This window comes from Streptomyces sp. NPDC006372 (assembly GCF_040612515.1).
GTDB lineage: Bacteria > Actinomycetota > Actinomycetes > Streptomycetales > Streptomycetaceae > Streptomyces.
Map to the genome: position 1 here is coordinate 577,585 of NZ_JBEXQJ010000001.1, position 13,685 is coordinate 591,269.

The window sequence follows — 13,685 nt, forward strand, 5'->3', positions numbered from 1 at the left end:
CCTCTCGGCTCACTCGCCGCGGTACAGCTCGCGCTTGTCGATATAGCGCACGACTCCGTCCGGCACCAGGTACCAGATGGGGTCGCCCTTGGCGACTCTCGCACGGCAGTCCGTGGAGGAGATGGCCAGGGCGGGAACTTCCACGAGCGAGACACCGCCCTCCGGGAGTCCCGAGTCGTCCAGGTGGTGGCCCGGCCGGGTGGCGCCGATGAAGTGCGCGAGGGAGAACAGTTCCTCGCTGTCCCGCCAGGTGAGGATCTGGGCGAGCGCGTCGGCGCCCGTGATGAAGAAGAGGTCCGTGTCGGGGTTGAGCGCGCGCAGGTCGCGCAGGGTGTCCACGGTGTAGGTGGGGCCGCCGCGGTCGATGTCGATGCGGCTCACGGAGAACTGCGGGTTCTCGGCGGTCGCGATGACCGTCATCAGATAGCGGTCCTCGGCCGGGGAGACGCTGCGGTGACTCTTCTGCCAGGGCTGGCCGGTGGGGACGAACACCACCTCGTCGAGGTGGAACGCCGCGGCGACCTCGCTGGCCGCCACCAGGTGCCCGTGGTGGATCGGGTCGAAGGTGCCGCCCATGACGCCGAGGCGGCGCTTGCCCGGCTGCGGCCGGCCGTCTCCGGGGCCGTCGGTCCGGCGGGGGGCCGCGGCGGCACGGCGGGGCTCCGAGTGTCGCTCGGTGCCGCTCGCCGTGTCCTGTGCCGGGTCGTGCGGCGTCTCGTTCGCCGGACCGGTAGGCATGTCCTGCTCTCCCATGCGTGCAGACCCTACCGGCCCTGGCTGAGGGCTCCTCTCGCCCCCGGGGATGCCCTGCCGGGCTCAGCGGTCGCGGTTGAAGCGGGTGGTGATCCACAGCAGGAGCAGCAGGGCGAAGAGGGCGCCGCCACCGGTGAGGTAGGGGCTGAGGCTCTCGTGGTTTCCGCCGTGCTCCTCGCCCTCGGCGGCGAGGGTGACCAACTGGGCAGCGGTGCTGTGGAAGCTCATCTTCGGCAGGACCTATCGCGTGTGGGCGGGATAAAGACGTCGGCTCATCGTAAGCGGGCGCCTCGGACGCGATCACGCCGACTCCGCCTCATCCTGCCGCGGGCGGTGGCGCGTACCGCCGCCCGGCCCGGTCCCGGGGTTCGGCGGGGGAACCTTCCCGGTGGCTCAGTCGTCCTTCCGTCTGTAGCCACGCAGCAGGAACCACCCGGTCAGCACACACCCCACGATCATCACGAGGAGAACGATCCGGAGCACACCCGGCCCCCCTCGGCCGTCGGCGGCGGTCGCGGCCTCGGCGAGCCAGGCTGCTGCGGGGTGGTGCTCCATGGCGGTGGTCTCCTTCGCTGTACTGCCCGACCACCGTAACTCCGCCTAGGCTGGGCACTGCCTCGGGGAAGCAAAGGGCCGCACAAAGGGCCGCAAAGGCCACAGACGCATGGGGGAAGACATGTCCGACGGCCACGAGCACAACGGGCACGAGCACGTGCCGAGCAGGCAGCGCAGGCGCTTCCCCGGGATCTCCTCGCGTACGTACGAGCATCCGGCCGACCGCTCCGCCCTGGTGGCCCTGCGCAAGCTGAGCGGGTTCGACACGGTGTTCAAGGCGCTCAGCGGCCTGCTGCCCGAGCGCAGTCTGCGGCTGCTGTTCCTGTCCGACTCGGTGCGGGTCTCGGACCAGCAGTTCTCCCATCTGAACGTGATGCTGCGGGACGCCTGCTACATCCTGGACCTGGAGAAGGTCCCGCCGATGTACGTGAACCAGGACCCGGTGCCGAACGCGATGTGCATCGGCCTGGACGAGCCGATCATCGTCGTCACCACGGGGCTCGTCGAGCTGCTCGACGAGGAGGAGATGCGGGCGGTCGTCGGGCACGAGGTCGGGCACGCGCTGTCCGGGCACTCGGTCTACCGGACCATCCTGCTGTTCCTGACCAGCCTCGCCGTCCGGGTCGCCTGGATCCCGCTGGGCAACCTCGCGATCATGGCGATCGTGACCGGGCTGCGTGAGTGGTTCCGCAAGTCGGAGCTGTCCGCGGACCGGGCCGGCCTGCTGGTCGGGCAGGACCTCCAGGCGTCCATGCGGGGCCTGATGAAGATCGCGGGCGGCAACCATCTGCACGAGATGAACGTGGACGCGTTCCTGGAGCAGGCCGAGGAGTACGAGGCCGGGGGCGACCTGCGCGACTCCGTACTGAAGATCCTCAACGTGCTGCCCCGTTCCCACCCGTTCACCACCGTGCGGGCGGCCGAGCTGAAGAAGTGGGCCGAGTCGCGGGACTACCAGCGGGTCATGGACGGCCACTACCCGCGGCGCGACGAGGACAAGGACACCTCGGTCCGGGACTCCTGGCGGGACTCGGCGAATCACTACACCACCCATGTGAAGAGCTCCAAGGACCCGCTGATGAAGCTGGTCACCGACCTCGCCGGCGGCGCGGGCGACCTGGGCGACCGGGTCCGCCGCGGCTTCGGCGGCTTCACGAACTCGTCCCCGAAGCCGCCGGGCGACCCGGGCACGCCGGGTTCCTCGGGCGCGTCGGGTTCGTCGGACGCCCAGGGGGACGACCAGCCGCCGCGCGAGGACAACTGAGGCTTCGAAGCCTGCCAGGCCTCTGTGTGCCCCCTGAGCCCCTCTGAGCCCCTCTGAGCCTGCGGGTGCCGCCGCCTCACACCTTCGGCTGTGCGCTGGTCGCCAGCGAGCCGCACAGGGCCGTGGCGCTGCCCGTGGCGTAGGGGTCGGTGCCGGCGGGGCCGCCTTCCTTGGCCGTCTGGCCGGCGAGCAGGGGGCGCAGGTGGTGCGTGGAGTCCTCGGCGCAGGAGAGGGGCCCGGCCTGGACGTAGGAGACGACGAGCTGGGCCTGGTGCAGACGCAGGTCGTCGCGGTCGAAGCGGAACTGCAGCTCGCGCCGGACCGTGAACAGGGACGCCTCGGTCTTGTCGTCGGCCCCGGCCGGTCGCAGCGCGTACACGAACGTGTGGTCCGCGGTGACCTCGAGCGTGGACGAGTCGGTCTCGGCGGCCTGCAGCGTGCCCTGGACCCGCACCCGGCGGTCGGCCAGCTCGGCGCGGGAGGGGTCGAAGCGGACGAGCCAGCCGGTGGGCGCGTGCCGGCCGTCCGCGGTGGGGCGGGCGAAGCTCTGGTCGAACTGGTCCAGTTGGCCGGGGTCGAGCAGGACCCGGACGGCGCGCACCTCACGGCCGGTGAGCACGTCGGGGTCGAGGGCGGACCGGACGATGTAGTCCTTGGCGGTGCTCAGGGCGGCCACGACCTGGCTGTCCGAGAAGTGCGCGGTGCGGCGCGAGGCGGGCAGCGGTACGCCTTCCGCACCGGACTTGAACTGTGCGGCCGGGCTGTGCTCGTACAGGTAGGACGCGTCGGCCGTGCCGGGGACCTTGCCCTCGGGGACGAGCGGGATGACGGTCATCCGCAGGGGTTCGACGGACTCCCGGGCGGTGGGGGTCTGGTACGGGTGCCGTACGCCCATGTAGATCGCGGTGCCGAAGGCGACGGCGATCAGCAGGACCAGGACCAGCGCCTGCCGGGACAGGCCCCGGCGCAGGGGCGGGCGGCGGCGCACGGCGGGGGCGTGGTCGGCCATGCGTTCCTGTGCGGAGAACTCCTGGAGCCGGGCAGCACGGACGAACGACTCGTCGAAAACGACGGATCGGTACTCGTCCTCTCCACCTCCGGGAGCGCCCTCGGGTCCCTCAGGTGGGTCTGCAGGCCCGCCCATATCTTCAGGGTAGGTCTCCCGAAGGTCGGGTAAACGCCCTGCTCCACCACAAGTTCTGACAGGGGCTCACCCATACGGTCGGGTTCCGGTCAGGGGTTGCGCGGGATCACCGGGATGGCAGGCTGGGAGTGGTCGGCGGAGGCCGAGGGGGTCAGTCCGCTGCCCTGCTCCAGCCCGGTCGAGGCGGGCGGTGGGGCGGGTTCCTGACGACCGGAGTTCGCACCCCGGTAGACGGCCGTGAAGGCCAGCGCGACCATGCCGACGCCCATCACGAGGGCGAGCACCCAGGCGACGGGGCGGTGCCAGCGGACCTGTTTGGCGTACGGGCCCGTGCCGTAGTGGTCCTCGAGGATGCCGGGGTCGTCGAAGTCGTCCAGGTCGGGATCACGGCCGAAATCGCCGGGGGAGTCGGTGCCGTACCCGTCGTCGTACCGCTCGCCTCTGGAGTGGGTGCGGCGTGCCTCCGCCTCGGAGGCCTCGGCTCTCGCCTGTGCCGCGGCCAGGAGGCGCTCCACGGCGGTCGGCTCGTGCACCACGGCCGCGCGTACGAAGGCCTCGTCGAAGACCACGGAGGCGAACTCTTCGTCCGACACCCCGCGGTCGTGGTCGTCGTCGGGCTCCCGGCCGTCCGGAAACGGCGTGCCCCCCACGTCCTCCGGCACGGATCCAGAGTAGACCTGGGGGGTCAATTTGGGCAGACGGTATGGAAATTCATCCGCCGGTTGAGACGGCGTTCACGAGGTTCCGCGGGCGCACGCCCGGCCGGTCGCACGCCTGCCGGGCCCGAACGCGCCCGCACACATATGCGTCGCCTCGTATGTTCCCTTAGGCCGAACGGGTGTCAGCGCCGTACGTGCCCGTCCCCGGTCACGATGTACTTCGTGCTGGTCAGCTCAGGCAGGCCCATCGGGCCGCGGGCGTGCAGCTTCTGCGTGGAGATGCCGATCTCGGCGCCGAAGCCGAACTGGCCGCCGTCGGTGAAGCGCGTGGAGGTGTTGACCGCGACGGTGGTGGAGTCGACCAGCTGGGTGAAGCGGCGGGCGGCCTGCTGGGAGGTCGTGACGATCGCCTCGGTGTGGCCGGAGGTCCACAGCCGGATGTGCTCGACGGCCTTCTCCAGCGAGTCCACCACGGCCGCGGCGATGTCGTACGACAGGTACTCGGTCTCCCAGTCCTCGGCCGTCGCCTCGACGACGGTGGCCTTGGAGTCCTTGGCGTAGCCCAGCACGCGCTCGTCGGCGTGCACGGTGACCCCGGCCTCGGCGAGGGCGTCCAGGGCACGGGGCAGGAACTCGGCGGCGATGTCCTGGTGGACCAGGAGGGTCTCGGCCGCGTTGCAGACGCCGACGCGCTGGGCCTTGGAGTTGATCAGGATCTCGACGGCCATGTCGAGGTCGGCGGCGGCGTCGACGTAGACATGGCAGTTGCCGGTGCCGGTCTCGATGACCGGGACGGTGGACTCCTGGACGACCGTGTTGATCAGGGAGGCGCCGCCGCGCGGGATGAGCACGTCGACCAGGCCGCGGGCGCGCATCAGCTCGCGCACGCTGTCGCGGCTCTCGCCGGGCACGAGCTGGACGGCGTCGGCGGGCAGGCCCGCCCCGCCCACGGCGTCGCGCAGGACGCGCACCAGGGCGGTGTTCGACCGATAGGCGGAGGAGGAGCCGCGGAGCAGGACCGCGTTGCCGGACTTCAGGCAGAGGGCGGCGGCGTCGACGGTGACGTTCGGCCGGCCCTCGTAGATGATCCCGACGACGCCGAGCGGCACGCGGACCTGGCGCAGGTCGATGCCGTTGGGCAGCGTGGAGCCGCGCACGACCTCGCCGACCGGGTCGGGCAGCGCGGCGACGTCGCGCACGTCGGAGGCGATGGCCCGGACCCGCTCGGGGGTGAGCGTGAGCCGGTCGATCATGCCCTCGCTGATGCCGGCCTCGCGGGCCTTCGCGACGTCCTCGGCGTTGGCCTCCACGATCTCGCTCGTCCGGACCTCCAGCGCGTCGGCGATGGCGAGCAGCGCGTCGTCCTTCTCGGCCCGCGGCACCGGTGCGAGGCTCGCGGCGGCGGCTTTGGCCCGGTAGGCGGCCTGGGTGACCGGGGTCATGGAGTCGTACGGCGAGAGCGTGGTCATGAGGGAAGCGTAATGCGCCGAGCCGGTCGGTTCATCGTTCGTTCCACACCCCGAGACGCACCCCGAGACACCCTTTGGAAGGGGCGGGAGCAGGTCAGAACGGATGGACCCCGACCGGGGAGGCCGGGGGCGGGCCGTACCCCTCGGCGACGCGCTGGTGGTAGGTCACGCGGTCGATGACCTCCAGGCCGACGATCTCCCAGGGCGGCAGGCCGGCGGTCTGCCGGTGCTCGCCCCACAGGCGCAGGGCGACGGCGGCCGCGTCGTGCAGGTCGCGGGCCTCCTCCCAGTACCGGATCTCCGCGTGGTCGACGGCGTACCGGCTGGTCAGGAAGAAGGGGTGGTCGTGGGCGAGCTGCTCCAGGGCGCGCCGGACCTCCTTGAGCGGGGCCTCCTTGCCGGAGACGCTGAGGGTGACGTGCCACAGGCGCGGGGTGTCACCGGGCTCCTCTCCCTGGAACCGGTCCCCGGCCGCCACGCTCGTCAGGGCACGCTCCTCACCGGCCGCGCGGGAGCCGGCACCGCCACGGGACAGCGCGGCCCCTTGGCGTACTCGTCTCACGACGGCCTCCTTTGCACAGTGGCGCTGCTGCCGAATGTTTCCGGGGGAACGCGTCCCCGCTACAAAGTTGAGCAGGCCACAAGAGATCGCGTGGCGGTTTTGCGGAACGTCCACCACCGGGGGCGGATGTTTCGACACATTAAGGGTGCAGAACCACCAGGTCGTCCCTGTGTACGACCTCGCGTTCGTACGCGGGCCCGAGTTCGCGGGCCAGTTCGCGGGTCGAGCGGCCGATCAGCCGCGGGATCTCCTTGGCGTCGAAGCTGACGAGCCCGCGGGCCACCGCGTGTCCCGTGCCGTCCCGCAGCTCGACCGGGTCGCCGGCGTTGAACTCGCCCTCGACGGCCGCGATGCCGGCCGGCAGCAGCGACTTGCGGCGCTCCACGACGGCCTCCACGGCACCGTCGTCCAGGGTGAGGGCGCCCTGCGGGGTGGAGGCGTGCTGAAGCCAGAGCAGCCGGTCGGCGGAGCGCTTGCCGGTGGGGTGGAAGTAGGTGCCGGTGTCCTGGCCGGTCAGGGCGTCGGCCGCGTGGACGGCGCTGGTGAGGACGACGGGGACACCGGCGGCGGCCGCGATCCGGGCGGCCTCGACCTTGGTGACCATGCCGCCGGTGCCGACGCCCGCCTTGCCCGCGCTGCCGATCTCGACGTCGGCGAGGTCCGAGGGGTCGCGCACCTCGGCGATACGCGAGGTACCGGGTTTGCCGGGGTCGCCGTCGTAGACGCCGTCCACGTCGGACAGCAGCACCAGCAGGTCGGCGTGGACGAGGTGGGCGACGAGGGCGGCCAGGCGGTCGTTGTCGCCGAAGCGGATCTCGTCCGTGGCGACGGTGTCGTTCTCGTTGACGATCGGGAAGGCGCCCATCGCGAGCAGTTTGTCGAGGGTGCGGGAGGCGTTGCGGTGGTGGGCGCGGCGGCTCATGTCGTCGGACGTCAGCAGCACCTGGCCGACGCGGACGCCGTAGCGGGCGAAGGAGGCGGTGTAGCGGGCGACCAGCAGGCCCTGGCCGACGCTGGCGGCGGCCTGCTGCCGGGCCAGGTCCCTGGGGCGGCGGCGCAGACCGAGGGGGGCGAGGCCCGCGGCGATGGCGCCCGAGGAGACCAGGACGATCTCCCGCTCCCCTCCGCCCGCCCGTCTCCCGCCACCACCCTCAACCGAGGCCCTACGGGCCGCCCCCTGGTTTCGGACCTTGGCGAGCACGTCGACCAGCGCGTCCACGCGGTCCGCGTCCAGGCCGCCCGAGGCGGTGGTCAGCGAGGAGGACCCGACCTTGACGACGATCCTGCGGGCCTCGCCCACGGCCTGTCTTGCCCCTGCCACGTCGCCGTCCGTCCCCTCGCGTCGATTCGGTCGCTCACCAGGAAATCTACGGGACGGCCGGTCGGGGCGCGGCGCCGGTCCACGCTACGGACGGTGCCGTCCGCGTCACGGGAGAGCGGCGGCGCTGGTTCCGTCCCACCCCACGACAGGAACGCGATCTTCCGCTACGGTCCGACGACACAGCGGGACGGTAGTCACCCCTACGCTCCGGCGACACGCGCGTGTCGTCCGGAGGTCGCCGGGCGTTAACCCGGACGGCCGACCTGCGCCGACCCGACGCTCCTGGAGTGACCGCAGTGCCCGTACCTCTCCCCCGTCCACCGGCCCTGCTGAAAGGGCTGGTCACCGCCGTCCTGGCCGCCGCGTTCGCCGCTCAGGCGGTCGCGGCGCTGCTGCCCCACGTACCGCTGCTGCTCGCCGCGACCGTCGTCTCCCTGGCCACCGAGGGTGCCCTGCACCGGTGGCAGCGCGGGGTGCTGTCGCTGTTCGCCAAGTCGCACGCGGACATCACCGTGCGGCACGTCCTGCGGGACCTGCTGCTGGTCGTGGGCCTGCTGCGGCTCGGCGAGCAGGACCGGGAGACGGTGTACGCCCCGCTGGTGGCCGGGCTGCTCGCCTTCTACGCGGTGCACTGCGCGATCCAGGCGGTCTCCGTGCTGGTGCGCCGTACCCGCACCCTGCCGGTGGTGACCCGGAACATCGACGCCTCGGCGCTGCGGCTGTCCCCGGCCCCGTCCGTGCTGCTGCGCCGCCCCGGCCACCGGCTGCTGGCCTTCGGGCTGCCGGCGACGGCCGGGCTGCTGGCCGCCGCCGCGGCCGACGAGCCCCGGTACGCGGCCGCGGGCATCGCGTTCTCCCTCGCCCTGTCGCTGACCGGCCTCGGCGCGCTGCTGTTCCGGCTGCTGCCGGGACGCCGTCCGGCCGGTGAGCAGGAGGTGCTCGACTGGTTCGACGCGTGGCTGGCCGCGTACCGGCCGACGGTCGGCCTGTACTTCTCGGGCGGCGCCTCCTCGGCCTACCAGCTGAACATGTGGCTGGAGCCGCTCGCCCGGACCGACGGCCGGCCGGTCATCGTGCTGCGCGAGCGGTTCATGGTGCAGAAGGTCGCGGCGACGGACATCCCGATCGTGTGCCTGCCGAAGGTGTCGACGCTGATGCGTCTGGAGCACTCCACGCTCCAGGTCCTCATCCACCCGTCGAACTCCGGCAAGACGTCGCAGGTGCTGCGCATCCCCACGATCAAGCACACCTTCGTGAACCACGGCGAGAGCGACAAGCTGTCCTCGTGCAACCCGTACGCGAAGGCGTACGACCAGGTGTGGGTGGCCGGGCCCGCCGCGCGGGAGCGGTACGCGCTGGCCGAGGTGGGCGTAGAGGACAAGGACGTGGTGGAGACGGGCCGCCCGCAGCTGGACGCCGTGCGGCCGGTCTCCGGCGGCCCGTCCGGGTCCGGCGGCTCAGCCGCGGACGGACGCGTCACGACGGTCCTCTACGCGCCGACCTGGGAGGGCTGGGACGGCAACCCCGGCAACACATCGGTGATCGCGGCCGGCGAGAACCTGGTGCGGGCGCTGCTGGCGGACCCGGGCGTGCGGCTGCTGTACAAGCCGCATCCGCTGACGGGGTCGGTGGACCCGCGCGCGGGCGCGGCCGATCTGCGCATCCGGGAGCTGATCCGGGCGGCCAACCGGGAACGGGCGGGAGCGCGCGTCCCCGACGACGCGGAACTCGCGCGGTGCACCCGGGAGCTGGACCGGCTCACCACGGCCGTCTTCCGGGCCGGGGCCGACACGGTGGAGCGGATGCTGGTGCAGTCGGCGCCGGATCCGGGCCGGGCCGAGGCGGTGCGGCGGGCGACGGCCGCGTGGGAGGAGGCGTACTGGGCCTCACTGCCGGAGGGCGAGCACCAGGTCGTCACGGACGCCCGGCCCACGCTGTACTCCTGCTTCAACGCGGCCGACCTGCTGATCAGTGATGTGTCGAGCGTGATCAGCGAGTTCCTGGCGAGCGAGAAGCCCTACGCGGTGGCGAACACCAGCGGCCTGCCCGAGGAGGCCTTCCGTACGGCGTTCCCGACGGTGGCGGCGGCGACCGTGCTGACGCCGGACGCGGCCGGGGTGCCCGCTCTGCTGGAGACGGTCCGGCACCCGCAGAGGGACACACTGGCCGAAGCGCGCGCCGAGCTGAAGCTGCGCCTGCTGGGTCCGGCCGATCCGCCGTCGCAGGAGCGCTTCAACGAGGCCGTACGGGCGCTGTGCGCGGCGGCCCGGGACCATCGGGCCAGGGTCGAGGTGCGGCTGGCGGCGGAGCAGCCGCTGTCGGGAGTGCCCGGCCAGCGCACCCAGACGACGGGCAACGCCGCGGCACGGCCGGTGACCCCGACCGCACCACACTGACCGACCGCACCACGCTGACCGACCCGCCGCGGAACGACCGCGGGCCCGCCCGGCTTCACGCCGCCGTACGCACCTCACGGGACGTCAGCACCCGGCGCGCCTTGCGTACCGCCCGGCGTACGAGGGTGTCGACGCCGCCCTCGCGGTAGCCCGGGAAGGCACGAGCCTCGCGGGGCTCGGCGAGGTAGACCGCGTCGGGGACACCCGCGGCGCGGTCGCGGAAGTGCGGGTAGGCCAGGTAGACCCGGCGGCCCTTCTTCTCCAGGAGGGCCGCAGCCTGCTTCTTGGCCTTGACGAACTTCACGACCTCCAGAAGGAGTTCAGGGCGCTGCTCGGCGACCAGGTGCAGCCGCAGCCGCTCGTGGACCTTGAGGCGCTGGGCGACGCCCTCCGTCCAGTAGGTGTCCATCAGAGGCTTGGCCAGCTCGAACTTGTGCCGGCGTATCTCCTCGCTGTCCGTGAGGTACTTGGGCCCGAACTGCGGCAGCAGGGTGACGAGGAAGGGCCGGACCATCAACTGGTCACGCCGGCCGCCCGCGGGGACGAGTTCGGCGATGAGGTTCATCAGGGCCCGCGCGGAGTCGAAGCGCAGGGTGTAACTGCCGCTCTTGGTCACGTGCTTGCCGTCGTCGCGGCCGACCAGGTAGTAGCAGGTGTGGTCGGCGACCACCGAGACACCGTCGGCCCGCAGGTACGCCTCCATCGTGAACAGCGCGTCCTCACCGGTGAACAGCGACTCGTCGAACCGCATGCCGTGCCGGTCGAGCAGTTCGCGGCGGAACAGCTTCTGCGCGCTGAGCGTGAACTTGATGTTGGACGAGAAGACGTCCGTGCGCTCCAGCGTCTTGCCCCACATGGACTTCGGCGCGGAGCGGTTGACGCCCTCCACCTTGCCGAGGACGACGTCCGTGCCGGCCCGGTCGGCCATGCCGACCATGCGTTCCAGTGCCTCGGGGCCCAGTCGGTCGTCGGCGTCGAGGAAGAAGACGTAACGCCCGGTGGCCTTGGCCAGGCCGACGTTGCGCGGGCCGCTCGGGCCGCCCGAGTTCTCCTGACGGATCACCAGGACGCGCATGGGGGCGCGCCCGGCGAACTCCTCCAGGTACTCGCCCGTCCCGTCCGTCGATCCGTCGTCCACCGCGATGACCTCGACGCGCTCCGGATCGATGGTCTGTGCCTCGACGGACTGGAGGCATTCGATCAGGTACGGCATCGCTTCGTACGCCCCGATGATCACGCTCACATCAGGTTGCGCAACGGTCACGTCGTTTCCCCCTAGTCAATGGGATATTCCCCCCGTATCGCCTCATTCGCTACTTGGAAGACGAGTTACCGGGGCAAGCGGTTGCCTCAGTCACACGTGTTAGTGAGTCACATCACATCGTGAATCAACAGAAACCGGGGAAAACGAAAAGGCCCGGCCCCCGAGGAATACGCTCCTCGGGGGCCGGGCCCCTCAATCCGGCTGGGTGGTCAGCCCGTTCCGACACCGTCCGCGTCACCGGCCGCCGAAACCCGCTGCACGGGCACGGCGTTGGCCAGCTGGGAATCGGCGGTGGCCGCCGCCACCCGTGACTCCTGACCGACGTTGCGTGTCTCGGCCTTGAGCGCGAGGTTCGCGACGGCGGTGTTGAACTGGTCGAGCGAGGTCGGCTCGTCCGGGCCCAGCAGGTACTGCTTGAGCTCCTTGCGGTCCTCGGCCAGCGGGTCGGCGGCCGGGTCGCGGACCGCGCCCAGCAACTCGCCCAGCTCGTCGGCGCTGTTGGACAGGATCACCGCGGCACGCACCGCCGTGTTGTTCCGCTTGAACTCCTCGACACCCACCCCCGCGGAGTCGGTGACCGCGTAGGGCTTGCCGCTCGCGATGAAGTCGGAGACCACGCTGGAGATGTCGGAGACCATCGCGTCGGAGACGTTGAAGCAGTCGTACAGGCGCGGCTGGGCGCCGGTGATGACGCGGTGCTCCCAGGCGGGGAAGGAGCGCCAGTAGGCGTCGTTCCACTCGGCGCGCAGCCGGGCGACCTCCTCGTGCCGGGCGACGTCGACCAGCCCGTCACGGGTGGCCTCGGCCTCGTCGCGCCGGTCGCCGCCGGAGCCGGACAGCTGCGCGAGCCGGGCCTCGATCCGGGCCAGCTCGGTCTTGGCCTGCGCCTGGGCGGCCGTGTCGGGGGTGAACCGCGTGTCGATGGCGCGCGCGGCGGCGGCCTTCTGCACCAGGGCGGTGATGCGCTGGTGGGCGGCCTTGGCCTCCTTGCTGACGTTGCCGGTGAACGGGTGCGGCTTGTACAGGACGCGGACCGGCGGGTCGGCCTGTACGAGCTGCTGCACGATGTTCTCGCCGGCCAGCACCACCGAGGTGTTGCCCGGGTTGCCGTCCCAGCCCTCCCAGGTGGGGGCGTACAGGACGGTCGGGATCCGCCCGTCGGGCACGCCCTGCCAGGTCTGGATCGGGGCGAGCTGCGGGCGGCCGACCTCGACGATGTCCTCGTCACGGACACCGACGTCGGCGATGGCGTAACGGTCGCGGCCCGCGCGGCCGGCGGTCCACACCTCGTCGTAGACCTTGCTGTACGGGTTGACGCTGGCGAGCTTGTCGCTGTCGCCGTGGCCGATGAAGACGTGCTTGATCGTGGGCACGCGCAGCATGTGGATGTTCTTGCCGACGTTCGCCGCGTAGAGCGCGACGCGCACCGTGGACAGGTCCAGGTTCATCAGGTGCACCCCTCCGGGCACGCAGATGACGGGAACCGTGGTGGGCGCCAGGTTGTTCAGGATGGCCCGCTCTCGCAGGATGATCAGCGGCTTGGAGTCCAGGTTCTCCATGGTGTCCAGCCACATGTTGACCTGGTACGCGGAGTCCTTGGAGCCGGAGAAGTACAGCACCGTCTCCGGCTGGTACTCCGCCAGCCAGTCGTCGACGGCCGCCAGGACCTTCTCGGCGTTCGGCGGGATCCTCCGGCCGCGCACGTACGGCACGAGCGCCAGGACGTACAGGGTGGCGACGGCCACCGTGATGCCGATGCCGATGAAGCCGATCAGGGACGACTTCACCTGGGCGGCGAGCAGGATGCCGGCGACCGCCGCGAGGTCGAGGTGCAGCATCTTCTCGGCGGAGCGGTGCAGCAGCCTGCGGGGCGGGGCGTCCGGGATGCGGATGCGGGACTTGAGGTCGACGTTGCGGGTGGCGACCGGCATCCGGCGGCGGTTGCGGATCAGCTGGACCAGCGCACCGTGCGGCGCCTGCAGACCGTAGAAGGCGATGAAGCAGGCGATCGCCCCGTAGTAGATCAGGTTGTCCGCGAGGGACAGCCGGGCCAGCAGCAGGACGAGCAGCAGCTGCCGGATCAGGAAGCGGATCGACAGGCCGGCCCGCACCTTGCTGAGGCGGTTGATCAGATAGCTGCCCTTGCGGTGCAGATAGTGGTCCGCCAGGTACGTCACGGCGGCCGCTGCCGCGAAGGCGGGGACGCTCGGGACGAGCGCGGCCAGCATGAGGCAGGGGAAGCCCAGCATCATGAGGGCCGCCGCGGCCAGCTGGGCCGCGCTGCCCACCCGGGCGACG

The 13,685-nt window shown here is 71.5% G+C and carries 12 protein-coding genes; 2 read left to right on the forward strand and 10 right to left on the reverse strand.

Features of this window, described 5'->3' with window-relative positions; all coding sequences use genetic code 11:
- Positions 1–9: 9 nt before the first annotated feature.
- The 3 genes from nadD to ABZ016_RS02615 form a co-directional block, all read right to left on the reverse strand.
- Entirely contained in the window at positions 10–753 is a 744-nt protein-coding gene (nadD, locus tag ABZ016_RS02605; RefSeq protein ID WP_356914693.1) for a nicotinate-nucleotide adenylyltransferase, read from the reverse strand.
- Positions 754–816: 63 nt separating this feature from the next.
- The gene (locus tag ABZ016_RS02610) at positions 817–981 is read right to left on the reverse strand and encodes a hypothetical protein (RefSeq protein WP_010041970.1); all 165 of its coding nucleotides are present in this window, start codon (positions 979–981) and stop codon (positions 817–819) included.
- A 165-nt stretch (positions 982–1,146) separates the two neighbouring features.
- Entirely contained in the window at positions 1,147–1,308 is a 162-nt protein-coding gene (locus ABZ016_RS02615) for a hypothetical protein (protein WP_356914694.1), read from the reverse strand.
- A gap of 121 nt (positions 1,309–1,429) precedes the next feature.
- Between ABZ016_RS02615 and ABZ016_RS02620 the strand changes: the two genes are divergently transcribed.
- Positions 1,430–2,572, forward strand: a complete 1,143-nt coding sequence (locus tag ABZ016_RS02620; protein WP_356914695.1) for a M48 family metallopeptidase — start codon at positions 1,430–1,432, stop codon at positions 2,570–2,572.
- A gap of 76 nt (positions 2,573–2,648) precedes the next feature.
- On the opposite strand, the gene ABZ016_RS02625 is transcribed toward ABZ016_RS02620, so the two are convergent.
- From ABZ016_RS02625 to proB, 5 genes are all read right to left on the reverse strand, one after another.
- Positions 2,649–3,716 (reverse strand): hypothetical protein, encoded by a 1,068-nt coding sequence (locus ABZ016_RS02625; protein WP_356914696.1) that lies wholly within the window; start codon positions 3,714–3,716, stop codon positions 2,649–2,651.
- Positions 3,717–3,805: 89 nt separating this feature from the next.
- Positions 3,806–4,405 (reverse strand): hypothetical protein, encoded by a 600-nt coding sequence (locus ABZ016_RS02630; RefSeq protein ID WP_356914697.1) that lies wholly within the window; start codon positions 4,403–4,405, stop codon positions 3,806–3,808.
- A 152-nt stretch (positions 4,406–4,557) separates the two neighbouring features.
- Positions 4,558–5,844 carry a glutamate-5-semialdehyde dehydrogenase gene (locus tag ABZ016_RS02635; RefSeq protein ID WP_356914698.1) on the reverse strand — a complete coding sequence of 429 codons (1,287 nt, stop codon included), beginning with the start codon at positions 5,842–5,844 and terminating at the stop codon, positions 4,558–4,560.
- 94 nt (positions 5,845–5,938) lie between these two features.
- Positions 5,939–6,406: a hypothetical protein gene (locus ABZ016_RS02640; RefSeq protein WP_356914699.1), complete on the reverse strand. Its 468-nt coding sequence runs from the start codon at positions 6,404–6,406 to the stop codon at positions 5,939–5,941.
- Between the two features lie 139 nt (positions 6,407–6,545).
- Positions 6,546–7,706 carry a glutamate 5-kinase gene (gene proB / locus ABZ016_RS02645; protein ID WP_356915039.1) on the reverse strand — a complete coding sequence of 387 codons (1,161 nt, stop codon included), beginning with the start codon at positions 7,704–7,706 and terminating at the stop codon, positions 6,546–6,548.
- A gap of 317 nt (positions 7,707–8,023) precedes the next feature.
- Between proB and ABZ016_RS02650 the strand changes: the two genes are divergently transcribed.
- Positions 8,024–10,123 carry a hypothetical protein gene (locus ABZ016_RS02650; protein WP_356915040.1) on the forward strand — a complete coding sequence of 700 codons (2,100 nt, stop codon included), beginning with the start codon at positions 8,024–8,026 and terminating at the stop codon, positions 10,121–10,123.
- 55 nt (positions 10,124–10,178) lie between these two features.
- On the opposite strand, the gene ABZ016_RS02655 is transcribed toward ABZ016_RS02650, so the two are convergent.
- Complete coding sequence (locus tag ABZ016_RS02655) at positions 10,179–11,387, reverse strand: glycosyltransferase family 2 protein (RefSeq protein ID WP_356914700.1); 1,209 nt, start codon at positions 11,385–11,387, stop codon at positions 10,179–10,181.
- Positions 11,388–11,596: 209 nt separating this feature from the next.
- Entirely contained in the window at positions 11,597–13,675 is a 2,079-nt protein-coding gene (locus ABZ016_RS02660; protein ID WP_356915041.1) for a hypothetical protein, read from the reverse strand.
- Positions 13,676–13,685 lie beyond the last annotated feature (10 nt).

Coding starts and splice junctions, on each gene's coding strand:
- ABZ016_RS02625 (WP_356914696.1), bottom strand. CDS start 3,716: ATGGGCGGGCCTGCAGACCCACCTGAGGGACCCGAGGGCGCTCCCGGA.
- ABZ016_RS02620 (WP_356914695.1), top strand. CDS start 1,430: ATGTCCGACGGCCACGAGCACAACGGGCACGAGCACGTGCCGAGCAGG.
- ABZ016_RS02635 (WP_356914698.1), bottom strand. CDS start 5,844: ATGACCACGCTCTCGCCGTACGACTCCATGACCCCGGTCACCCAGGCC.
- ABZ016_RS02610 (WP_010041970.1), bottom strand. CDS start 981: ATGAGCTTCCACAGCACCGCTGCCCAGTTGGTCACCCTCGCCGCCGAG.
- ABZ016_RS02615 (WP_356914694.1), bottom strand. CDS start 1,308: ATGGAGCACCACCCCGCAGCAGCCTGGCTCGCCGAGGCCGCGACCGCC.
- nadD (WP_356914693.1), bottom strand. CDS start 753: ATGGGAGAGCAGGACATGCCTACCGGTCCGGCGAACGAGACGCCGCAC.